This is a genomic window from Pseudomonas sp. HP_12, assembly GCF_055283955.1.
In genome coordinates, this window is record NZ_JBTOQG010000006.1 from 130,951 (window position 1) to 154,660 (window position 23,710).

Genomic DNA, 23,710 nt, shown 5'->3' on the forward strand with positions numbered 1-23,710 from the left:
CAGGTTTACCTCAGCGGCTCAAGTGTGCTCAAGAGGCTCAGGACAGGAACCCGCCGTCCACATTCAATGCCACGCCCGTCGTGTAGCTCGAGGCATCGCTGGCCAAGTACAGCACAGTCCCCGCCATTTCGCTCGGCGCCGCCACCCGCTTCAGGGGAATCTGCGCCAACGCGGTGTTGAGGATCTTCTCGTTGCTCACCAGCGCCGAGGCGAATTTGGTGTCGGTCAGGCCGGGCAGCAGGGCGTTACAGCGAATGCCGAACTGCGCGCATTCCTTCGCGAACACCTTGGTCATGTTGATTACCGCCGCCTTGGTCACCGAATAGATCCCCTGATACACGCCCGGCGAAACGCCATTGATCGACGCCACGTTGATGATGCTGCCGCCGCCGTGTTCGCGCATCAGCTTGCCTGCCTCCACGGACATGAAGAAGTAGCCTCGGATGTTCACGTCGACGGTCTTCTGGAACGCGCCGAGGTCGGTGTCCAGCACGTTGCAGAACTGCGGGTTGGTCGCCGCGTTGTTCACCAGAATGTCCAGCCGACCGAACTGTTCGCGGATCTGCGCAAACACTGCTGTGATCTGTTCCATTTCACCGATGTGGCAGGCAATGGCCGTGGCCTGGCCGCCGTCGGCGATGATCGCGTCCGCCACTTGCTGGCAGCCGTCGATCCTGCGGCTCGAGACGATGACATGGGCGCCTTGCTGGGCCAGCAGCTTGGCAATGGCTTCGCCGATGCCACGGCTGGCGCCGGAGACGAAAGCGATCTTGCCATCGAGGTCGAACAGTTGAGTCTTGGACATTGTTGTTTTCCTTGTCGTGTCGCAATCAGAGGCTGGAACGCTCAATCACTTGCAGGGCCATGCGTTCGAGCAGCGCGTTCATGTGAATGAACTGGGCGAAGCGCTTGTCCCGGGTCTGGCCGTGGAAGAAGCGGTAGTAGATTTGCTGGACGATGCCGGCCAGCCGGAACAGCCCGTAGGTGTAGTAAAAGTCGAAATTGTCGATGGCAATGCCCGAGCGCTCGGCGTAGTACGCCACGAACTGCTCGCGGGTGAGCATGCCGGGCGCATGGCTGGGCTGACGCCGCATCAGTTGCACCGGCGCCGGGTCGTCCGCCTGAATCCAGTACGCCAGGCTGTTGCCCAGGTCCATCAGCGGATCTCCCAGGGTTGTCAGCTCCCAGTCCAGCACGCCGATGATCTGCATCGGGTTAGCGGGGTCGAGGATCACATTGTCGAAGCGGTAATCGTTGTGCACCAGACTTGAAACGGGATGGTCCGCGGGCTTTTTCTCGTCCAGCCAGCGCGCGACCTTTTCCCAGCTGGGCGCGTCGTCGGTGCGGGCTTTATCGTAGCGCTCGGTCCAGCCGCGAATCTGTCGCTCAACGTAACCTTGGGGCTTGCCCAGATCGCCGAGCCCGCAGGCGGTGTAATCCACTTGATGCAGCTCGACCAGCCGATCAATGAAACTCTTGCACAGGGTTTCGGTTTGCGCCGCATCGAGGTTCATCTCGGCGGGCAATTCGGCGCGCAGGATGATGCCCTTGACCCGCTCCATTACGTAAAACTCTGCACCGATCACCGTCTCGTCGGTGCAGTGCAAATAGGCCTTGGGGCAATAAGGAAAGGCATCGCGCAGCTGGTTGAGTATGCGGAATTCGCGGCCCATGTCATGGGCGCTTTTCGCCTTGTGACCGAACGGCGGGCGGCGCAGAACGAATTCCTGCTCGGGGTACTTCAGCAGGTACGTCAGGTTCGACGCGCCACCGGGAAACTGGCTGATCTGCGCGCTGCCGCTCAGGCCGGGGATATGGGTTTTCAGGTAAGGGTCGATCAACCCGGCGTCGAGTTCTTCGCCGGATCGAACCTGGGTGGATTGGTCGGTGAGCGCCATGCGTATCCCTGCAGATTATTTTGGTGGGCCAGGATCATTGGCTAATCTAATGCGCCCCCGCGCCAGCAAACAAGGGCTATTGGCGTGGGTGTTACGGGGCAATCAGCCGCCCTGATTCACGGACGGGGTTGCGAGCTTGCTCGCGACGGGGCCAGGTCAGGCGATACATCTCCCTGGCCTGAGCCATCGCGTTCGCGAGCAAGCTCGCTCCCACAGTGTCTCGTGCTACGCAGAATATGCGCGCGGCCAGGCGCCACGCTTTCGTACAGTAAACACGGTCCCTGTGGGAGTGAGCTTGCTCACGAAGACGGCCTTCCAGCTGCTGAATACTCAGTCGCCGTTCCTCTCTCTTCGCAAGCACAGTCCGGACGAAAAAAAACCGAAGCCGGGCAGCTTCGGTTCATTCGAAAAGGCAAGGCGTTCTCAGGAAGGGAACAGCTCGCTCAGTTTCATCGCCAGCATCATGTCGCCTTCAGCGCGCAGTTTACCGCCCATGAACGCCTGCATGCCGTCGGTCTCGCCGCTGACGATGCCTTCCAGGGTTTCGCCGTCCATCACCAGGGTGACCTGTGCGTCCGGGTTTTCGCCTTCCTGCAATTCGCAGGTGCTGTCCTTGACGATCAGGGAGAAGTTCTTGGTTTCGTCGATGCGGAAACCGAACACCAGGTCCAGGCCCGCAGCAGCGGCTGGGTTGAACTTGGCTTTCATGGCTTGGACGGCGTTTTCTACGGAGCTCATGGTGTGATCCTTTTATATGAGTGATGACGAGCACTTTGCGAGTGCGATTGGCCGGGCTCAGCGGTAGGTGATGAGCTCCGGCGCCTTCATCAGTTGCAGGTGCGCGTAACTGTTGAAGGAAGCCAGGGACACCTCGCGCTCACGAAACTTCAGGAGATTGAGCGAGGTGTTGACGATGTGCCAGTTGAGTTCGAAGGCCTGGGTGGCCGGCATTTGCGTGATCAGGTGGAGCAGGGCAGTGATGGTGCCGCCCGAGGTGAACACAGCAATGCGATCACTCGGCCCGGCGCTGTCGAGAATGCCGCTCAGGCCCGCTTCAACCTGCTCGACGAAGGCCTGCCAGCTCTGCAGCGCGGCGGCGTCGTGATCGCCCACCAGCCAGCGGCGAATGATCGCGGCAAACAGGCGCTGGAACTCGGCGCGGTTATTGGCCGCGTCACGCATGATCTCGAAAGCTTCGGGCTCTTCATCCAGCATTGCAGGGAGCAGCGCGCGGATCACGCCTTCGGCGTTGAATTCATTGAAGGCGATGTCGGTTTCGAGTTCGGGTGTAGCGAGGCCGGCGGCATTGAGCCGGGCGATCACGGTTTCGGCCGTGTGGCGCTGGCGGAACAGGGCGCCGCTGATGCAGCGATCGAAGGTCAGGCCCAACTGCGCCAGGTGCGCGCCGAGGATTTCCGACTGACGAAAACCGGTGGGCGACAGGACGTCGTAATCGTCCGCACCAAACGAGGCCTGGCCATGTCGTATGAGATAGATGCTGCCCACGACCGCGTCACCCTGGCACGTTGAAAGTGCTGGGAGGTTATGAGGACGGCCCGCGGTCTGTCAATGAAAAAACATACGCTCGTTTGAATTGGCCGATCTGTCCCGTATTCACCCGTCTCGTCACTGGCCCGGCCACCGGCGCGCCGGTATGCTTGGGCCCACTCGCGATCCTCTGCCGAGGATCTGCTGTACCGGTAAGGAGTTTCTGTGGAGTTCATTTTCGATTACGCCAGTTTCCTGGCAAAGACCGTCACCATCGTGATCGCGATCATTGTGGTGCTGGTGGTCATCGGTTCGATGCGCGGTCGCGGGCGTCGTAGCGCAGGTGGCCAGCTGCATGTCACCAAGCTCAATGATTTCTACAAAGGACTGCGTGATCGCCTCGAAGGCTCGCTGCTGGACAAGGCCCGGCTCAAGGCGTTGCGCAAGGCCCAGGCCAAGGAGCTGAAGAAGGACAAGAAGTCCACCGAGGTCAAGTCTCGGGTCTACGTGCTGGACTTCGATGGCGACATAAAGGCCTCGGCCACCGAGAACATGCGCAACGAGATCACCGCGCTGCTCACCCTCGCCACGCCCAAGGATGAAGTGGTGCTGCGCCTCGAAAGCGGCGGCGGCATGGTCCACAGCTACGGCCTGGCGTCGTCGCAACTGGCGCGGATTCGTCAGGCGGGCATTCCGCTGACCATCTGCATCGACAAGGTCGCGGCCAGCGGCGGCTACATGATGGCGTGCATCGGCACCCGGATCATCAGCGCGCCGTTCGCGATTCTGGGGTCGATTGGTGTGGTTGCCCAGCTGCCCAACGTCAATCGGCTGCTGAAGAAGCACGACATCGATTTCGAAGTGCTGACCGCCGGCGAGTACAAGCGCACGCTGACGGTGTTTGGCGAAAACACCGAGAAGGGCCGTGAGAAGTTTCAGGAGGACCTGGACATCACCCACGAGCTGTTCAAGAACTTCGTCGCCAGCTACCGCCCGCAGTTGCAGATTGACGAAGTCGCCACCGGCGAGATCTGGCTGGGCATTGCGGCCAAGGACAAACTGTTGGTGGATGAGCTGAAGACCAGCGATGAATACCTGTCGGAGAAGGCCAAGACCGCCGAGGTGTTCCACCTGCATTACGCCGAGCGCAAAAGCCTGCAGCAGCGTGTAGGCATCGCCGCTAGCACGTCGGTTGACCGCTTGGTGACAGGGTGGTGGGGCAAGCTGACGCAGCAGCGATTCTGGTGATTTCGTAGGACCGGCTTTAGCCGGGAAGACGTCGGACGCCACACCGCAAGGTGGACGGCGTCTGCACCATGACCCAGCTGAATTAAAAAGCCCCGGTTTCTCACGAAACCGGGGCTTTTTGTTGCCTGTCGATCCGTGTCGGATCAACGCCGCCGGAACAGCGGCAGCGGCTCATCAGTGGCAGCCTGATACGTCACGGAAAAGTCCTTCAACCCTTCCAGCGCTTCGTACGGGTCTTTGTCGGCACGAATCGCGAACGCATCGAACCCGCAGCGGTGCAGGTAAAACAACTGATCGCGCAACACATCGCCAATCGCCCGCAGCTCGCCCTTGTAACCGTAGCGGTCACGCAACAGGCGCGCGTTGGAGTAGCTGCGGCCGTCGGTGAAGGCCGGGAAGTTCAGGGCGATGACCTGGAACTGATCCGCGTCGTCACCGATTTCCTCGGCTTCCTCGTCGCTGTCCAGCCAGACACCCAGACCGCCGTCGCGGGCCTTCAACGCATGGGCATGCTCGCGCCACAGGTTCAGCGGCACGATCAGGTCGTCGCAGTTGGACAGGCTGTCGAACGTCGTGTCCTTGGGCAGCAGGTGCCAGGTCTCGTCGATGACCGCGTTGTTCTTAATGATTCGCTGCATAGACGCGCTCCTTGAAAGGGTCGATGCCAATACGCTGGTAGGTGTCGATGAAGCGCTCGTCTTCGTTGCGTTTCTCAACGTAGACGTCGATCAGCTTCTCGATCACATCCGGCATGACGTCCTGTGCGAACGACGGCCCAAGGATCTTGCCCAGGCTGGCGTCACGGCTGGCGCTGCCACCCAGAGACACCTGATAGAACTCTTCGCCTTTCTTGTCCACGCCGAGAATGCCGATGTGGCCGACGTGGTGGTGACCGCAGGCGTTCATGCAGCCGGAGATGTTCAGGTCCAGCTCGCCGATGTCGAACAGGTAATCAAGGTCGTCGAAACGGCGCTGGATCGACTCGGCAATCGGGATCGACTTGGCGTTGGCCAGGGAGCAGAAGTCGCCGCCCGGGCAGCAGATGATGTCCGTCAGCAGACCAATGTTCGGCGTCGCGAAGCCCTGCTCGCGCAGTTCGCCCCACATCGTGAACAGCTGGCTCTTCTCGACGTCGGCCAGGATGATGTTCTGCTCGTGGGACGTGCGCAGCTGACCGAAGCTGTAGGTGTCGGCGAGGTCGGCGATGCCGTCCAGTTGCTTGTCGGTGAGATCGCCCGGCGCGACGCCAGTAGGTTTCAACGACAGGGTCACTGCTGCATAGCCCGGCTTTTTATGGGCCAGGACGTTGCGCGAGCGCCAGCGGGCAAAACCGGGGTGCTGTTGATCCAGCTGAGCCAGTTCGGCGCTGTAATCGGTCAGCGCCTTGTAGTCCGGGTCGACGAAGTGCTTGGCGACGCGATGCACTTCGGCCTCGGTCAGGGTGGTCTGGCCGCCGCGCAGGTGGGCCATCTCGGCCTCGACCTTCTCGGCGAACACTTCAGGCGTCAGCGCCTTGACCAGAATCTTGATGCGCGCCTTGTACTTGTTGTCGCGACGGCCGTAGCGGTTGTACACACGCAGGATGGCGTCGAGGTAGCTCAACAGGTCCTGCCACGGCAGAAACTCGTTGATGAACGCACCCACCACCGGCGTACGGCCGAGGCCGCCGCCGACCAGCACGCGGAAGCCCAGCTCGCCGGCAGCATTCTTGACCGGCTCCAGGCCGATGTCGTGCACTTCGATGGCGGCGCGGTCGGACGTCGAGCCGTTGATCGCGATCTTGAACTTGCGCGGCAGGTAGGCGAATTCCGGGTGGAAGGTGGTCCACTGACGGACGATTTCACACCAGGGGCGCGGGTCTACCAGTTCGTCGGCGGCGACGCCGGCGAACTGGTCCGTGGTGACGTTGCGCAGGCAGTTGCCGCTGGTCTGGATCGCGTGCATCTGCACGGTGGCCAGCTCGGCGAGAATGTCGGGGATGTCTTCGAGTGCCGGCCAGTTGAACTGCACGTTCTGGCGGGTACTGATGTGCGCGTAGCCCTTGTCGTAATCGCGGGCGATTTTCGCCAGCATGCGGGCCTGGCGTGAAGTCAGCTGGCCGTAAGGCACAGCGACGCGCAGCATCGGGGCGAAGCGTTGAATGTAGAGGCCGTTTTGCAGGCGAAGCGGGCGGAACTCTTCTTCGCTGAGCTCGCCGGCCAGATAGCGGCGGGTCTGGTCGCGGAACTGCTTGACGCGGTCCTCGACGATCCGCTGATCGTACTCGTCGTATACGTACATGGTGGTCCTGTTCTCAGGCGGTTCACTGCTGCTGGGCCAGCCCGAAAGGCGATGCGTTGTCGTCTGCTTTCGGGCTACCGAACAAATCTGCGCGCACGGCCGCGCACTCCTTGCGGAGCCGGGGGAGGTTACCAGTTTGCAGATATGCGCAAAAGTGATGTTTGAGTATATGCACAGAACCAAAAGTGCTAAGCAGCACGTCGGACCTGCATAACCTCACTTGTGATAAGGGCATGGCTCGACTTTACTCTGGGAATGGCCAACGACGCTCGTCGCTGGTCCGCGAGTTTTGCGATCACCCATAAAACAGACAAAAGGCGATGCAATGCGAAATCACCCGAAAGTTACCAAATCCGAGAGCCATGTGGATGCATGGGCCATTCTGTTCATCATTGTGCTGGTGGTGGGGGCGGCGGTGTTCTGGGTGACGCACCAGTAGCCAGGACCTCCAGCCAGTGGGAGCGAGCTTGCTCGCGATGGAGCCTGGCAAATCCGCTGAATATTTCAGCGTCTGGAGTGCCGGATTCGCGGGCAAGCTCGCTCCCACAGGTTCTGTAATGCCTGAACGATCAAGTCGGCCAATAACACATCTGCCGCACTTACTCGTCATACCCCAGGTTCGGCGCCAGCCAGCGTTCGGTCACGCTCAGATCCTGTTGCTTGCGCGCCGTGTAGCTTTCCACCTGATCCTTGTCCACTTTCCCCACGGCAAAGTACTGGGCCTGCGGGTGGGCGAAGTACCAGCCGCTCACCGCCGCCGCCGGGAACATCGCGTAGTGCTCGGTGAGGAACACGCCGCTGACCCCGGGTTTGCCGTCGCCCTGGGCCGGGTCGAGGAGGTCGAACAGCACGCCTTTTTCGGTATGGTCCGGGCAGGCCGGGTAACCGGGGGCAGGGCGGATGCCGGTGTATTGCTCCTTGATCAGCTCGTCGTTGCCCAACTGCTCATCGTGGGCGTAACCCCAATACTCTTTGCGCACCTGCTGGTGCAGCCATTCTGCGCAGGCCTCGGCCAGCCGGTCCGCCAGCGCCTTGACCATGATCGCGTTGTAGTCGTCGCCCTTGTCCTGATACGCCTTCGACACCTCTTCCGCGCCAATGCCGGCGGTGGTGATGAAGCCGCCGACATAATCGGTCACGCCGCTGCCCTGGGGCGCGACGAAGTCGGCCAGGGAGAAGTTCGGCTTGCCGTCGGTCTTGATGATCTGCTGGCGCAGGTGATGCAGCTTGGCCAGCGGTGCGCCGTTATCGTCGAGCAATTGAATGTCGTCGTGGTCAACCTGATTGGCCGGCCAGAAGCCGAACACGGCGCGGCTGCGGATCAGCTTCTCGTCGATCAGTTTGCGCAGCAGCTCCTGAGCGTCCTTGAACAGCGAGGTGGCCGCTTCGCCCACCACTTCGTCGGTCAGAATGCGCGGGTACTTGCCGGCCAGGTCCCAGGAGATAAAGAACGGCGTCCAGTCGATGTAATCCACCAGCACGTTCAGGTCGATGTCTTCCAGCACCTTGACGCCGGTGAACGTCGGCTTCACTGGCTGGTAGGCGGCCCAGTCGAATTGCGGTTTCTTGGCGATCGCCGCGCCGTAGCTCAGGCGCTCGGTGCGGGCGCTGCGGGCGGACGTGCGCTCGCGCACTTCAACGTATTCGGCGCGGGTCTTCTCGATGAAACCGGCTTTCAGCTCCTTGGACAGCAATTGCGTCGCCACGCCCACGGCGCGTGAAGCGTCGGTGACGTAGATCACCGCGTCGTTGCTGTACTTGGGCTCGATCTTCACCGCCGTGTGCGCCTTGGAGGTGGTCGCGCCGCCGATCATCAACGGCAGGTGGAAGTCCTGACGCTGCATCTCGCGGGCGACGTGAACCATTTCGTCCAGGGAAGGCGTGATCAAGCCCGACAGCCCGATGATGTCGCACTTCTGCTCGCGGGCGACCTGCAGGATTTTCTCGGCCGGCACCATCACGCCGAGGTCGACGATGTCGTAACCGTTGCAGCCCAGCACCACGCCAACGATGTTCTTGCCGATGTCGTGGACGTCGCCCTTGACCGTCGCCATGAGGATCTTGCCCTTGGCTTCGGGCTTATCGCCTTTCTCCTCTTCAATGAAAGGAATCAGGTGCGCCACGGCCTGCTTCATCACGCGGGCGGATTTAACCACTTGGGGCAGGAACATCTTGCCCGAGCCGAACAGGTCGCCGACCACGTTCATGCCAGCCATCAGCGGGCCCTCGATGACCTCGATGGGGCGCTTGAACGATTGCCGCGACAGCTCGGTGTCTTCAACGATGTGCGTGGTGATGCCCTTGACCAGCGCGTGCTTGAGGCGCTCGTTGACCTCCCAGCCGCGCCACTCTTCGGTTTCCGCTTCCTTGACCGAGCCGTCGCCTTTGTACTGGTCGGCGAGGGCCAGCAGGGCGTCGGTGCCTTCCGGCGTGCGGTTGAGCACCACGTCTTCCACCGCGTCGCGCAGCTGGGCCGGGATCTGGTCGTAGATCTCCAGCTGGCCGGCGTTGACGATGCCCATGGTCAGGCCGTTGCGGATCGCGTGCAGCAGGAACACCGAGTGAATCGCTTCGCGCACGGGGTTGTTGCCGCGGAACGAGAACGACACGTTGGACACACCGCCCGACGTCAACGCGTACGGCAGCTCGTCGCGGATGTAGGCGCAGGCATTGATAAAGTCGACGGCGTAGTTGTTGTGCTCCTCGATGCCGGTGGCGATGGCGAAGATGTTCGGGTCGAAAATGATGTCTTCCGGCGGGAAGCCGACTTCGTTGACCAGAATGTCGTAGGAGCGCTTGCAGATTTCCTTCTTGCGCGCCTCGGTGTCGGCCTGGCCGGCTTCGTCGAAGGCCATCACCACCACCGCCGCGCCGTAGCGCTTGCACAGCTTGGCGTGATGAATGAACTGCTCGACGCCTTCTTTCATGCTGATCGAGTTGACGATGCCCTTGCCCTGAATGCACTTGAGGCCGGCTTCGATGACTTCCCATTTCGACGAGTCGATCATGATCGGCACGCGGGAAATATCAGGCTCGCCGGCAATCAGGTTGAGGAAGGTCACCATGGCCTTCTTCGAATCCAGCATGCCTTCGTCCATGTTGATGTCGATCACTTGGGCGCCGGCTTCGACCTGCTGCAGGGCGACTTCCAGCGCTTCGGTGTAGTTGTCTTCGCGGATCAGGCGGGCAAAACGGGCAGAGCCGGTGATGTTGGTGCGCTCGCCGACGTTGACGAACAGCGAACTGCGATCGATGGTGAACGGCTCCAGACCCGAGAGGCGGCAGGCCTTCGCGATGTCAGGAATCGGGCGCGGCGCGTACGGGGCGACGGCGTTGGCGATGGCCTTGATGTGCGCCGGGGTGGTGCCGCAGCAACCGCCGACGATGTTGAGGAAGCCGCTCTGGGCGAACTCCTCCACGACTTTGGCCATCTCTGCCGGGGCTTCGTCGTATTCACCGAATTCGTTAGGCAGGCCGGCGTTCGGGTGCGCCGACACGTGGGTTTCGGCTTTATTGGACAGCTCTTCCAGATACGGCCGCAGCTCGCTGGCGCCCAGCGCGCAGTTGAGGCCTACGGAGATCGGCTTGGCGTGGCGTACCGAGTTCCAGAACGCTTCGGTGGTCTGGCCGGAGAGGGTTCGGCCCGAGGCGTCGGTGATGGTGCCGGAAATCATGATCGGCAGCTCGAACCCCAGCTCGTCGAACACGCCCTGAACGGCAAAGATCGCCGCTTTGGCGTTCAACGTGTCGAAGATGGTTTCGATGAGGATCATGTCCGCACCGCCTTCGATCAGGCCTTTTGTGGCTTCGGTGTAGTTCTTCACCAGTTCGTCGAAGGTCACGTTGCGGTAGCCGGGGTTGTTGACGTCCGGCGACAGCGAGCAGGTGCGGCTGGTCGGGCCGAGCACGCCGGCAACGAAGCGCGGTTTGTCGGGGGTTTCCAGGGTCTTGGCGTCGGCGACCTGTCGGGCCAGGCGCGCGCCTTCCACGTTCAGTTCATAGACCAGCGCTTCCATGCCGTAGTCGGCCTGGGACACCTGGGTGGCGTTGAAGGTGTTGGTTTCGAGAATGTCGGCACCGGCGTCGAGGTACTCCTTCTCGATCGCGCCAATCACGTCGGGCCGGGTCAGGATCAACAGGTCGTTGTTGCCCTTGACGTCGCTCGGCCAGTCGGCGAAACGCTTGCCGCGGTAGTCTTCTTCCTCCAGCCGATAGCTCTGGATCATCGTGCCCATGCCGCCATCGAGGATCAGGATCCGCTGTTGAAGAGCCTGCTGGAGTGCTTGAAGACGCGCGCTGCGATCTGACATGAGGTTACCCGGACGAAGAAGTACGAAATAAGGTGGCGCTGAAAAGTGCGAAATAATAGCAAACCTGCGCGGATTTAAATCATTCCGGGATTTACATGAATTCTGTTCATGTTGCAGGCCATTAGCCACAGGTAGAATTCGGCCGAATCATTTTCAGGACGCCCGTTCCATGTTGCATCGCGTGCTCGCCAGTTCCCTGGCCTTATTGTTTTGCGGTGCAGCGTTCGCGCAGTCACCCCTTCAGTCTCCGGCTATTTCCTACAGCCGTGATATCCAGCCGATCTTCACCGAGAAGTGCGTTGCCTGCCATGCGTGCAATGACGCTGCCTGCCAGCTGAACCTGGGCAGCGGCGAAGGTGTGCTGCGCGGTGCATCGAAGGTGCCGGTTTACGAAGGCGACCGCAGCAAGGCGGTCGCACCCACCCGGATTTTCGTCGACGCGCAGGGCCCTGACGCCTGGCGTAAAAAAGGCTTTTATTCAGTGCTGGACGGGCAGAGCAATCAGGCGGCGCTGATGGCAAAGATGCTCGAGTTCGGGCACGGCGCGCCGTTGGTGCCCAACGCGCGGCTGCCGGACGACATCGTGCTGGGCTTGAATCGCCAGAACATGTGCCCGTTGCCCAACGAGTTCGCCGCCTATGTTAAGGCGCGTCCGGGGCAGGGCATGCCCCTGGCGGTGACCGGCCTCACCGACGCTCAATACAGCACGCTGCAACGCTGGCTGGCAGCCGGGGCGCCGGTGGAACAGACGCCGCTGCAACCGAGTGCGCGGGAAACGGTGCAGATCAACGAATGGGAAAGCCTGCTCAATCGTCCCGGATCGAGCGAAGCGCTGGTCGGCCGCTGGCTGTACGAACATCTGTTTCTCGCCCACGTGTATTTCAGCGACGGCGAGCCGGGGCATTTCTTCCAGTGGGTGCGCTCGCGCACGCCGAGCGGCCAACCCGTCGACCTGATCGCCACGCGCCGCCCCGACGATGATCCTGGCACCACCTTCTATTACCGCCTGATGCCGGTGCAGGGCGTTATCGTCCACAAGACCCACATCACCTACCCGATGGGCCCGCAGAAGCTGGCCCGGGTCAAGCAACTGTTCTACAGCGGGACCTGGCATGCCACCGAGCTGCCCGGCTATGGTCCGCAGCATCGGGCCAACCCGTTTGAAACGTTCCAGCAGATCCCCGCCGTCGCGCGTTACCAGTTCATGCTGGATAACGCCGAGTACTTCGTGCGCACCTTCATTCGCGGCCCGGTGTGTCGGGGCGAGATCGCCACGGACGTGATTCGCGATCATTTCTGGGCCTTGTTCCAGGAGCCCGGCCACGACCGTTACATCACCGATGCGGCCTATCGTGCCAAGGCCACGCCGTTGCTGGCGATGCCGGGGCAGGACGATGACATCGGCAGTGTTCTGACCCTGTGGCACGACTACCGCGACAAGCGCAATCAATACGAAGACCTGCGCAGCGATGCCTACGCGCACATGCCGCCGCCGGGATGGGCGACCCTGTGGGCGGGGAACGACAATGCGCTGCTGACCATCTTCCGTCACTTCGACAGCGCCTCGGTAAACAAAGGCTTGATCGGCGCGCTGCCCAACAGCGTCTGGCTGTTCGACTACCCCTTGCTGGAGCGCACCTATTACCAGCTGGCGGTGAATTTCGACGTCTACGGCAACGTTTCCCATCAGGTGCAGACGCGTCTGTATTTCGACCTGATCCGCAACGGCGCCGAGGTCAATTTCCTGCGCCTGATGCCGGCGGACAAGCGTGACGACATCCTCGGTGACTGGTACCAGAACGGCGGCAAAGTGAAGATGTGGCTGGATTATCAGGCCATCGACGATCACACCCCGACCGGCCTGAAGCTCGATGAGCACAACCCCAAGCGTGACTTCGAGCGCAAGTTGATCGAGCGTGCGGGCACCTTGAACGTGACGCCGGACCCGATCAATCGCTGCGACGGCGCCTATTGTTCGCGTGAGGGACTGGACCCGGTGTTCAGCGGAGTGGAGCAGGCACTGAGCCGGCTGACGTCGCGGCCGGCGGCTGGGCTGAAGGTCATTCACCAGTTGCCTGAGGCGACGATGCTGCGAATCCAGGACGGCAGCGGCAAACGCATCATTTACAGCATGTTGCGCAACCGCGCCCACAGCAACGTCGCCTTTCTGATGGGCGAGGATTACCGCTACCAGCCGGGCCTCGACACGCTGACGATCTACCCGGGGGTGCTGAGCAGTTACCCGAATTTCATGTTCAATGTGCCGGCCAGCGAGGTCGGCGCGTTCGTCGACGCGATGGAGCAGGCCCATGATCACAAGCAGGCGTTTGACGCCATCGTCCAGCGCTGGGGCGTGCGCCGCAGCCATCCATTATTCTGGACCTACTTCCACGACCTGGACCGCTACCTTCAGGAAACCGAACCCCGCGAGGCAGGGGTGCTGGACATGAATCGGTACGAGAATCTGTGAGTCGCAGGGGCGCCGTTATTTAAGGAATCTTCACATTCGGCGTCGGCCCGGCTGACGCTGGTCCAAACGGGGAAACCCTTATGGAACATGGCGTGCAGCCATTATGCAGCCCGTCAGTGGCGCCGAACCTTTTTGCAATTTTCGAAGTCGGACCCTGTGAGTCGCTCTCCGACGCCGTGCCTTTGCCGGTATAGCGCCTGGGGTCAATCCAGACGAAGCAAGAGGTTGCAGATGTTGATTTCGGTTCAGGCCCTGCGGGCACTCGCCGCGTGGGCTGTTGTGTGTCACCACTTCATGCAGATTTTTTTCGACTTTCATCCGAGTGGGCCAGTCGGCCGCTTTTTCACTGAAAAAGGCGCGGTCGGCGTCGACATTTTTTTCGTCATCAGCGGTCTGGTCATCTACCTGTCCACCGTGGACAAGGACATCCCCGCCGGCCGTTTCATGCTCAACCGGGTTATTCGTATCGTCCCGGCGTACTGGCTGTATACCCTGGTGATGGGGCTCTTGGTCGTGGTCGCCCAGCCGCTGTTGCCGCATCAGGTCGTCGATTGGCAGAGCTTCGTGCTGTCGCTGCTGTTCATCCCTTCGGAAAACCCCGGCGGCTACGGCCTCTATCCCACTCTCAACGTGGGCTGGACGCTGAACTACGAGATGCTGTTCTACGTGCTGTTTTCGATGGTCTTTCTGTTTCAGCAGCGTCTGCGCCCGTTGATTCTCGCAGCAGCGCTGTTCGCCATTACCGACGTGCTGGGGCGGTCGGGGCTGGTCAGCCGGTTCTACGCCAATGACATCGTTTACGAATTCCTGCTCGGCATTTTTGTTGGCGTGATGTATCGCCGGGGCTGGATCAGCGAACGGTTGTGGTTGCCATTGATCGCGATCGGCGCCGCGCTGTTCACCATCGACCACCTGCAACCGGCGCCTCGGATCATCAATTGGGGCCTGCCGAGCGCGGTGATCGTGGTGGCCTGCATCTCCCTCGAACCCTATCTGCGCAACTACCGCCTTCTCAAAGTCATGGGCGATTGCTCGTATTCGGTGTATTTGCTCCACGTGCTGGTGCTGTATGCGGGCTGGCTGGTGAGCGAACGTTACGGCATTAACCCGTACGTGGTGTTTGCCGTCTGTGTGCCGGTCATCGCCCTGGGGGCTTGGCTCAGTTATGAGTGGATCGAGAAGGGCCTGTACCGACGCATGAAGGGCTGGCTGGATCAGAGAAGGGCGAGCAAGGAAGCAGCTCTGTCGTGACGGGGTTTTAGTCGAGGCGAACCGCTTACCTGACTAAAATACTAGGGCTTTGTCAGGCGCAGTTGATTGGCGTAAACTGCGCCCCACGTCTGCGAGGAATTTTCATGACCGCTATTACGATTACTGATGCCGCCCACGATTACCTGGCCGATCTGCTGGAAAAGCAGAACACCCCCGGCATCGGCATCCGCGTGTTTATTACCCAGCCTGGCACCCAATACGCTGAAACCTGCATTGCCTACTGCAAGCCGGGCGAAGAGAAACCTGAAGACACGGCCATCGGCCTGAAAAGCTTCACCGCCTGGATCGATGCATTCAGCGAAGCGTTTCTGGACGACGCCGTTGTCGATTACGCGACTGACCGCATGGGTGGTCAACTGACCATCAAGGCGCCAAACGCCAAAGTGCCGATGGTCAACGCCGACAGCCCGATCAACGAGCGTATCAATTACTACCTGCAGACCGAGATCAACCCGGGCCTCGCCAGTCACGGCGGCCAGGTGACCTTGATCGAGGTGGTGGAAGAAGATGAGGCAAATGTCGCCATTCTCCAGTTTGGCGGTGGTTGCCAGGGTTGCGGTCAGGCCGATGTGACGCTCAAGGAAGGCATCGAGCGCACGTTGCTGGAGCGCATCCCCGAGCTGACCGGTGTGCGTGACGTGACCGACCACACTCAGAAAGAAAACGCGTATTACTGAGTCAACGTGTGATACCAGGAAGTATGGTGTTGCAGGCAAGCCCCGACGAGTTCGGGGCTTTTTTGTGGGCGCTCGCCAAGGTCTAGAGGCGCACGCTAGGGCCTGAACACATGGGCATGGCCCGCGCGATACAGCGATGACTCGCTGAACACGTCGTTGCCCAGTACCCGACCCACCAGGATCAGCGCGGTGCGACGAAATCCCTTGATCCGCACCTTCTCCTCGATGTCTGCCAGTGTGCCGGTGACCCAGTCCTGATCGGGCCAGCTGGCGCGATGCACTACGGCGATGGGGCAGTCGGCGCCATAGTGCGGCGTTAGCTCGGCGACGATCTTGCCGAGGTTATTGACCCCCAGATGGATCGCCATGGTTGCCCGGTGCCGTGCCAGATCGCCCAGGCTTTCGCCTTCGGGCATGTCGGTTTTGTCGGCGTAGCGGGTCAGGATCACGCTCTGGGAGATGTCCGGCAGCGTCAGCTCTGTCCCGAGCAACGCGGCGCAGGCGGCGGTGGCGGTGACGCCGGGGATGATTTCGAAGGGGATCTGCAATTCGCGCAGGCAGCGGATTTGTTCGCCGATCGCGCCATACAGGCTCGGATCGCCGGAATGCACGCGCGCCACGTCCTGGCCCTGTGCATGAGCGGATTTCATCAGCTCGATGATCTGCTGAAGGTGCAATGGAGCGCTGTTGGTGACCTGAACTGCCTGATGACCTTCCAGCACTGCTTCAGGCACCAGGGAACCGGCGTAAATGATCACCGGGCAGGAGCGGATCAGCCGCTGGCCTTTGACAGTGATCAGGTCCGGATCGCCGGGGCCGGCGCCGATGAAAAAAACAGTCATGGGGTGTCCTGATTGGGGTTCATTTGAGCACTGCTTGGATGGCTGCATGCGGTCCAGTGGGACCGGCTTTAGCCGGGAAAAGGTCTGCGTGTACACCCTCAAATTTGCAGCGTGGCGCCTGACGTCTTCCCGGCTAAAGCCGGTCCTACAAGGGTTAGCCGGTCCTACAAGATTGCGGTTGCCAGAGCAAAGGTCGCGTGGGGGCTTTTTCGGCGGGGGATGACCAAGGTCGCGGGCGCGCCGGTCAACCGTGTCACCATCGCCAGCGCCGCGCTTTCTGCCACGCCGTAGCAGCCAGTGCGTTCGAAGGCGATGTCCGAACGGTAAGTCAGCTGTGCCTCGTAAGCCGCCAGATCACCCGCGCTGAAAAACCCGATCGTCAGCCCCAGCTCATGACCCAGTGCCTGCAGCCCTACCTCAGCCGACTTGCCGTCAATGGAGGCGAGGGCGGCAACGTCTGTCAGCTGAAGACGTCCCTCCCGCAACCCATCCTCCATCAACTGCCGAAGCTCCAGCGCCGAACAGCCGCGCTGGCAGCCCAGACCGACCACCCACAGCGGCCGATCGTGCACTTCATTCACAGAGCAGGCTTCAAACCGACGTGCGTCTCGGTCGCTTCATTGCGCCGAGACAACCAGGCGCTGATCAAGCCCAAGGCAATCCAGAAAACCGCATTGGTCAGCAGCGACGCGATCTTGAATTGCGCTTCAAGGGCTTCCGGCGCCAGTGCCGAGTGCACCGCCGGTTGCGGCGCGCCGACGATATGCGGCACCACCAGGATCACCGCGCCCAAGGCCTTCCACACCCAGTGCCGGGCAAACACTATCAATGCCAGGCCTGCAGCCGTGGAGGCGGCGGTGCCGACCCACCAGATCTGCCGTTGGGTCAGATCCGCCGCGACAGTGCCGGGCAGCTCGGGCGGCAAACCAAGAGTGGGCGCCAGCACGAACACCGCATAACCGGCCAACCCCCACAGCACGCCTTCGCGGGCTCTGGTCGGCGTACGCAGGGTGTACAGCGCCGCCAGCATCAGGGCGAAGCCGACCGCGACCACCAGATTGCCGCCGGTGGTGGACAGCACGCGCTGCCAGCCGTCTTCCGGCTCCCAGGCTTCGGCGTCATGGACGTGGCCGGCCATCGCACCCTCGGCGTGCTCGTGCATCTCAGCAGCCGGGGCCTTTTCGTAGGTCTCCGCCTGCAGGATCAGTGGCGCCACCGAGAAGCTCTGCAGCAGTGTCAACAACAGGGCGGCGAGCAGTCCGGTGAACCCGGCCGTTTGCGCAATTCGCTTGAACATGGCGGCGGGTCTCAATGGCACGGGAAGGCAGAGCTGTGACGGGTGTCGTGTGCCGCGTTGTGCACCGCATCGATGTGGGAGAAGCCGGCGAAGTACACCAGAAACGCGCCTAGAAACATCGCGCTGACGGCGGCGACAATGCGCTGGCTTTGGGTGGCGGTCACGGCTGTTGTGGTGTTTGTGCTGGTGCCGGTGCCGGACGTCTGGCGGGGTGTGCTGATGGACATGGCGCTTCCCTCTGAAGTGGATTCAGCGGACGGACGCGAAGACACCGCAGGCGAAGGCCGGCAGTGATCAACAGCGCCCGCCCACCGCGGGTTGTGTTATGTAGCGTTATCGGGCCGGTCTCCGGGCTCGCGAGGGGCACATGCATCAGCCGTTACAGCCGTCGTGCCTTCAAGAATCGCCTTCCCATATCGATGCCGACACAGTGGATCTGACTCTTCACTCGCTTACCGTTGCGGGGGCAGCACCGGACTGATACACACCCGAAGGTCTGCACGCACCGGTTTCCCGTTTCACCCTGTGAAGGGCACCCGTAACAAGGTGTGTAGCAGACCACGGGCTGTTTGGCTCGTCAATCGGCCCTTCAGCCGATGCGTCAATCAATGCAGCGATCGGTGCGTCAATTGGCGCGGCGATCATTGCAAAGCGCGATTGACCGGCCTCCAGTCACTGCGTAGCCTTGCGCACTTGAGGTTCGCCGGCCGCCCGGTTTCGGATACGTCACAGGGCCACCGGCGCTAAGAAGGGAATGCGGTATCAAGCCGCAGCTGCCCCCGCAACTGTAAACGGACAGCTTCATTGCACAGCCACTGCGCAAGCGGGAAGGCGCAATGAATGTCAGTCGCCTGATGATGCCTGTCAGCGACCGGCCGCCGTGAGCCAGGAGACCTGCCTCGATTCGGACCGCCTGCAAGCGGCCGAGGAATTTCACTACAACCGGGCGGGGTGATCCGGTGGCGAATCGAACCGCGCGCCTGCTTCCACCGGCCTGCGCTGTTTTCGTCCTCGTTGCCCCGCCGCACGCCTGAGGGCAACCGATGAAAACACTGGCCAAACTCCCTGTCACCATCGTCACCGGCTTTCTCGGCTCGGGCAAAACCACTTTGCTGCGGCACATGCTCGACAACGCCGAAGGCCGACGCATCGCCGTCATCGTCAACGAATTCGGCGAACTGGGCATCGACGGCGACATCCTCAAGCAATGCACCATCGGCTGCACCGAAGAAGAAGCCGTCGGTCGCGTGTACGAACTGGCCAACGGCTGCCTGTGCTGCACCGTTCAGGAAGAGTTTTTCCCGGTGATGCAGGAACTGGTCGCCCGTCGTGGCGACCTCGATCACATCCTCATCGAAACCTCGGGTCTGGCCCTGCCGAAACCCCTGGTCCAAGCCTTCCAGTGGCCAGAAATCCGCAACGCCTGCACCGTCGACGCCGTGATCACCGTGGTCGACAGCCCGGCCGTGCTCGCGGGCACCTTCGCCGCGTTCCCGGACCAAGTCGACGCCCAGCGCAAGCTTGATCCGAACCTGGACCACGAATCGCCGCTGCACGAGCTGTTCGCCGACCAACTGGCCAGCGCCGATCTCGTCGTGCTGAACAAGGCCGACATGCTCGACGCTGATGCTATCGCCGCCGTGCGTGCCGAAGTCGCCGAAGAACTGCCGCCGGCGGTGAAGATCGTCGAAGCGAACCGGGGCCAGCTGCCGATCAGCGTGTTGCTGGGCCTGGGCGCCGAGTCCGAGCTGCACATCGACGGGCGCAAGACCCACCACGATCACCACGAAGGCGACGATCATGATGACCACGACCATGACGCCTTCGACTCGATTTCCATTACGCTGCCCCAGGCCGACGAATCGCTGTTGCTCGACGCGCTGACCCAGGCCGTCGTCCAGCACGGCATCCTGCGTGTCAAAGGCTTCGCCGCCATTCCCGGCAAACCCATGCGCCTGCTGGTGCAAGGTGTCGGCACGCGTTTCGACAAGCATTTCGACCGCGCCTGGAAGCCAGACGAAGCCCGGGAAACCCACCTGGTGCTGATCGGCCAGGAACTGGACGCCGGCGTCCTTGAAGCGCAATTGCGCGACGCAGTCTCAGGCATAAAAGGCTAACCATGCACCTGCTGCGTACACAGCCCGGCGGCTTCGTCCCCGACGACAGCATCGCTGACCTGGGCCAGACGCCCGCCGAGCTGGTGATCCTGTGCAGCGCCGACTCGAATCTGGCGCTGCTGGCTGAAACCGCGCGGCAATTGCCGGATAGCTACCCGAGCCTGCGCCTGGCCAACCCGATGCAGGTGCAAAACCATGCGTCGGTGGATCTGTACGTGGACGAGGTGCTGCGCCACGCCAAAGTCATCCTGATTTCCCTGCACGGCGGCATCGGCTACTGGCGTTACGGCGTCGAGCGGCTGGTGGAGCTGGCCGCGAAAGGCGTGAAGCTGATTCTAGTCCCGGGCTGTGATCGGCCAGACCCCGAGCTGAGCGGCCTGAGCACGGAATCTGTCGAAGACCGCGAGCGTCTCTGGCATTACCTGCGTCAGGGCGGCAAGCACAACGCGCTGGCGCTGTTCAATTTCATCGCCACCCGCTGGCTGGGCGGCGACTACCTCTGGGCCGAGCCGCAGACCCTGCCGCGCACCGTGATTTATCACCCGCACCACGCCAACGCCGACCTGGCCCGCTGGCAGGCCGACTGGCGCGCCGATCAGCCGGTCGCGGCCGTGCTGTTCTATCGCTCCCACCTGCAGGCAGCCAACACCGGTTTCCTCGATGTGTTCTGCGAGCGCTTGTCGGCCCAGGGCCTGAACCCGTTGCCGATTGCCGTCGCCAGCCTGAAGGAAGCCGGCTGCATGAGCGCGATACAGGACTGGCTCGACGAGGTGGATTGCGAGGTCATTCTCAACACCACCGGCTTCGCCCAATCCAGCCCGGAAGCGCCGGATGTTCGGCCGTTTCGCCGAGACATCCCGGTCATTCAGGCCATTTGCGCCCAGGACAACGAACCCGCCTGGCAGGCAAGCGCCCAAGGGCTGGGCCCCCGCGACCTGGCGATGCACATCGCGCTGCCGGAACTGGACGGGCGCATCATCAGCCGGCCAATCAGCTTCAAGGACCTGGCCTGGCACAGCGAGCGCAGTCAGTCCGACGTGGTTTGCTACCGCGCCCAGCCGGAACGCATGGATTTCGTCGCCGAACTGGCCCGGCGCTGGGTGCTGCTTGCCCGCACCGCCAACACCGACAAGCGCGTAGCGCTGATTCTGGCCAACTATCCAACCCGCGACGGGCGCATCGGCAACGGCGTCGGCCTCGACACCCCGGCGGCCGCGCTGAACATCCTTAAGGCCATGCAGGCGGAGGGTTACCCGGTTGAGGACTTGCCCGAGACCGGTACTGCGCTGATTCACGCCTTGCTCGGCGGCGTCACCAATGACCCGGACAGCCTCGATCAACGGCCGTGCCACCAGAGCATGGCCATGGACGAGTACAGGGCGGCGTTTCAAGCGCTGCCGCAAGCCAATCGCGATGCAGTCATCGCGCGATGGGGCGTCCCTGACACCGACCCCATGTGCCGGGACGGGCGGATGATGATCGCCGGCCTGCGTTTCGGCATGACCTTCGTCGGCATTCAACCGGCGCGGGGCTACAACGTCGATCACAGCGCGGTGTATCACGACCCCGATCTGGTACCGCCCCACGGCTATCTGGCGTTTTACTTCTGGCTGCGCAAACGCTATGGCGCCCACGCTGTCATCCACGTCGGCAAGCACGGCAATCTGGAGTGGCTACCGGGCAAAGGCGTCGGCCTGTCCGAACACTGCTGGCCGGACGCGATCCTCGGCCCGATGCCGAATATCTACCCGTTCATCGTCAACGATCCGGGCGAGGGCGCCCAGGCCAAGCGCCGCACCCAGGCGGTGATCATCGACCACCTGATGCCGCCGCTGACCCGCGCCGAAACCTACGGTCCGTTGCGCGACCTTGAACTGCTGGCGGACGAATATTACGAAGCGCAGCTGCTCGACCCGCGCCGTGCCCGGGAGCTGCAAAAAGACATTCTCAGGCTGGTGCGCGAGACCCATATCGACCGCGAACTGGCGATGGACGGGGACGCCAACAGCGAGGCCGACGCCGCCGTGTGGCTGCCGCGTCTGGACACCTACTTGTGTGACCTGAAGGAATCGCAGATCCGCGACGGCCTGCACGTGTTCGGCGAGTCGCCCACCGGCCGGCTGCGCATCGACACGCTGTTGGCGATGGTGCGCGTGCCTCGGGGTGATGGTCGCGGCGGTCAGGCCAGTCTGCTGCGGGCGTTGAGTCAGGCGCTGGCGCTGGATTTCGACCCGCTGGACTGTGATCTCGGCGCGCCATGGACCGGCGACAAACCTCAGGCATTACATGAAGTCAGCGCTGAACCATGGCGCACGACCGGCGATACCCGCGAGCGGCTGGAGCTGCTGGCCGCGCAGATGATTGAGCAGATTGCCAGCGGCTTTCCTCTCAGTAATCGGTTAGAAAACAACAGCTTGTCCGACGTTGCTCAGTCCCTGCATGAAGTGGTTATCCCTCGCCTCGACGCCTGCGGTCCAGCAGAAATGTCGAACCTGCTCAGCGCGCTAAGTGGGCGATTCGTCCCGGCCGGGCCGAGCGGCGCCCCCAGCCGTGGACGGCTGGACGTGCTACCGACCGGCCGCAACTTCTTCTCCGTGGACGTGCGCAATCTGCCGACCATGACCGCGTGGCGCATTGGTTTCCAGTCTGCAAATCTGTTGCTGGAGAGGCACTTACAGGACCATGGTGATTATCTACGTCAACTGGGGCTTTCGGTCTGGGGCACGGCGACCATGCGCACCGGCGGTGATGACATCGCCCAGGCCATGGCGCTGATGGGTGTGCGGCCGGTGTGGGCGACGGGCAGTCAGCGCGTCGATGACTTTGAAATCCTGCCCCTGAGCCTGCTCGACCGGCCGCGGGTCGATGTCACCCTGCGGGTCTCCGGGTTCTTCCGCGACGCCTTCGCCAACCTGATCCGCCTGTTCGACGCCGCAGTGCAGGCCGTCGCCGCGCTGGACGAGCCCGACGACATGAACCCGCTGGCCGCCCGCGTGAGTCAGGAGCGCGAGCAATTGCAGCGCGACGGTCTGGATGCCGAGCAAGCGGCGAAGCAGGCTGGCTGGCGCATTTTCGGCGCCAAGCCGGGGGCGTATGGCGCGGGAGTACAGAACGCCATCGACGGACGGTTGTGGCAGAGCCGCGAAGACCTTGCCGAGGTCTACCTGAACTGGGGCGGCTACGCCTACGGCGGCAGCGATGAAGGCACCCCGGCCCGTGACGGTTTTGCCAAGCGGCTGAGTCAGGTTCAGGCGGTGCTGCAGAACCAGGACAACCGCGAACACGACTTGCTCGATTCGAACGATTACTACCAGTTCCAGGGCGGCATGCTGGCGGCAGTGGAAAGCCTGTCCGGCGAGAAAGTCGCCAGTTATCACGGCGACCACAGCCAGCCTGATCTGCCGAAGATCCGTACGCTGAAGGAAGAGCTTAACCGGGTGGTGCGCTCCCGGGCGGCCAATCCGAAGTGGATCGAAGGGGTCAAGCGCCACGGCTACAAGGGTGCGTTCGAGATGGCGGCGACCGTGGATTTCCTGTTCGCCTTCGACGCCACCACCGAGCTGATCGACGATCACCAATACGCGCTGCTCGCCGATGCGTATCTGTTGGACGCCTCGACCCGCGATTTCATCCAGCAGCACAACCCGGATGCGCTGCGGGACATGACCGAGCGCATGCTCGAAGCGCAGCAGCGCGGCCTGTGGCAGGAGCCCGGCGAGTACCGCGAGGCGCTGGAGAATCTGTTGCTGGACATCGAAGAGTCATGAGTCTGAACGAGCGTCTGCACATCCCTCTGGAAAGACTCCTGACT

General features: G+C 62.2%; 17 protein-coding genes and 2 riboswitches. Of the genes, 6 read left to right on the forward strand and 11 right to left on the reverse strand.

Annotated elements, in window-relative coordinates:
* Positions 1-37: 37 nt before the first annotated feature.
* The 4 genes from ACYASU_RS06730 to ACYASU_RS06745 all read right to left on the reverse strand — a co-directional run bounded on the left by ACYASU_RS06730 (position 38) and on the right by ACYASU_RS06745 (position 3,404).
* Entirely contained in the window at positions 38-805 is a 768-nt protein-coding gene (locus ACYASU_RS06730) for an SDR family oxidoreductase (RefSeq protein ID WP_122538346.1), read from the reverse strand.
* Positions 806-830: 25 nt separating this feature from the next.
* Positions 831-1,898, reverse strand: a complete 1,068-nt coding sequence (locus ACYASU_RS06735) for a phosphotransferase family protein (protein WP_463582346.1) — start codon at positions 1,896-1,898, stop codon at positions 831-833.
* A 423-nt stretch (positions 1,899-2,321) separates the two neighbouring features.
* On the reverse strand, positions 2,322-2,636 hold the full coding sequence (locus tag ACYASU_RS06740; protein ID WP_074887795.1) for an SCP2 sterol-binding domain-containing protein: 315 nt from the start codon (positions 2,634-2,636) through the stop codon (positions 2,322-2,324).
* A 57-nt stretch (positions 2,637-2,693) separates the two neighbouring features.
* Positions 2,694-3,404, reverse strand: a complete 711-nt coding sequence (locus ACYASU_RS06745; protein ID WP_463582347.1) for a histidine phosphatase family protein — start codon at positions 3,402-3,404, stop codon at positions 2,694-2,696.
* A 207-nt stretch (positions 3,405-3,611) separates the two neighbouring features.
* On the opposite strand from ACYASU_RS06745, the gene sohB reads away from it, so the two are divergent.
* On the forward strand, positions 3,612-4,634 hold the full coding sequence (gene sohB / locus ACYASU_RS06750) for a protease SohB (RefSeq protein WP_346626282.1): 1,023 nt from the start codon (positions 3,612-3,614) through the stop codon (positions 4,632-4,634).
* A 143-nt stretch (positions 4,635-4,777) separates the two neighbouring features.
* On the opposite strand, the gene ACYASU_RS06755 is transcribed toward sohB, so the two are convergent.
* The 3 genes from ACYASU_RS06755 to metH all read right to left on the reverse strand — a co-directional run bounded on the left by ACYASU_RS06755 (position 4,778) and on the right by metH (position 11,224).
* The gene (locus ACYASU_RS06755; RefSeq protein WP_133771327.1) at positions 4,778-5,272 is read right to left on the reverse strand and encodes a DUF934 domain-containing protein; all 495 of its coding nucleotides are present in this window, start codon (positions 5,270-5,272) and stop codon (positions 4,778-4,780) included.
* Entirely contained in the window at positions 5,256-6,914 is a 1,659-nt protein-coding gene (locus ACYASU_RS06760; RefSeq protein ID WP_463582348.1) for a nitrite/sulfite reductase, read from the reverse strand. The genes ACYASU_RS06755 and ACYASU_RS06760 overlap by 17 nt, the downstream gene beginning before the upstream one ends.
* Positions 6,915-7,513: 599 nt before the next feature.
* Positions 7,514-11,224: a methionine synthase gene (gene metH / locus ACYASU_RS06765; RefSeq protein ID WP_463582349.1), complete on the reverse strand. Its 3,711-nt coding sequence runs from the start codon at positions 11,222-11,224 to the stop codon at positions 7,514-7,516.
* Positions 11,225-11,393: 169 nt separating this feature from the next.
* On the opposite strand from metH, the gene ACYASU_RS06770 reads away from it, so the two are divergent.
* From ACYASU_RS06770 to nfuA, 3 genes are all read left to right on the forward strand, one after another.
* Complete coding sequence (locus ACYASU_RS06770; protein WP_463582350.1) at positions 11,394-13,694, forward strand: fatty acid cis/trans isomerase; 2,301 nt, start codon at positions 11,394-11,396, stop codon at positions 13,692-13,694.
* A 231-nt stretch (positions 13,695-13,925) separates the two neighbouring features.
* A complete protein-coding gene (locus ACYASU_RS06775) occupies positions 13,926-14,945 on the forward strand; it encodes an acyltransferase family protein (RefSeq protein WP_463582351.1) in 1,020 nt (339 codons plus the stop codon).
* A gap of 104 nt (positions 14,946-15,049) precedes the next feature.
* Positions 15,050-15,643, forward strand: coding sequence for a Fe-S biogenesis protein NfuA (nfuA, locus tag ACYASU_RS06780; RefSeq protein WP_133771305.1), 594 nt, complete (start codon positions 15,050-15,052; stop codon positions 15,641-15,643).
* Between the two features lie 95 nt (positions 15,644-15,738).
* On the opposite strand, the gene cobM is transcribed toward nfuA, so the two are convergent.
* The 4 genes from cobM to ACYASU_RS06800 form a co-directional block, all read right to left on the reverse strand.
* Complete coding sequence (cobM, locus tag ACYASU_RS06785) at positions 15,739-16,485, reverse strand: precorrin-4 C(11)-methyltransferase (RefSeq protein ID WP_463582352.1); 747 nt, start codon at positions 16,483-16,485, stop codon at positions 15,739-15,741.
* Between the two features lie 164 nt (positions 16,486-16,649).
* A complete protein-coding gene (locus ACYASU_RS06790) occupies positions 16,650-17,066 on the reverse strand; it encodes a cobalamin biosynthesis protein (protein ID WP_463582353.1) in 417 nt (138 codons plus the stop codon).
* A complete protein-coding gene (locus tag ACYASU_RS06795; RefSeq protein WP_463582354.1) occupies positions 17,063-17,782 on the reverse strand; it encodes a CbtA family protein in 720 nt (239 codons plus the stop codon). Before ACYASU_RS06795 ends, ACYASU_RS06790 begins: the two co-directional genes overlap by 4 nt.
* Positions 17,783-17,793: 11 nt before the next feature.
* The gene (locus ACYASU_RS06800; protein WP_463582355.1) at positions 17,794-18,009 is read right to left on the reverse strand and encodes a CbtB domain-containing protein; all 216 of its coding nucleotides are present in this window, start codon (positions 18,007-18,009) and stop codon (positions 17,794-17,796) included.
* A 95-nt stretch (positions 18,010-18,104) separates the two neighbouring features.
* Positions 18,105-18,337, reverse strand: a riboswitch (cobalamin riboswitch).
* 138 nt (positions 18,338-18,475) lie between these two features.
* Positions 18,476-18,685, forward strand: a riboswitch (cobalamin riboswitch).
* A gap of 140 nt (positions 18,686-18,825) precedes the next feature.
* Between ACYASU_RS06800 and cobW the strand changes: the two genes are divergently transcribed.
* Both cobW and cobN read left to right on the forward strand, forming a co-directional pair.
* Positions 18,826-19,899: a cobalamin biosynthesis protein CobW gene (gene cobW / locus ACYASU_RS06805; RefSeq protein WP_463582356.1), complete on the forward strand. Its 1,074-nt coding sequence runs from the start codon at positions 18,826-18,828 to the stop codon at positions 19,897-19,899.
* Between the two features lie 2 nt (positions 19,900-19,901).
* Positions 19,902-23,666 carry a cobaltochelatase subunit CobN gene (cobN, locus tag ACYASU_RS06810; protein ID WP_463582357.1) on the forward strand — a complete coding sequence of 1,255 codons (3,765 nt, stop codon included), beginning with the start codon at positions 19,902-19,904 and terminating at the stop codon, positions 23,664-23,666.
* Positions 23,667-23,710: the final 44 nt, after the last annotated feature.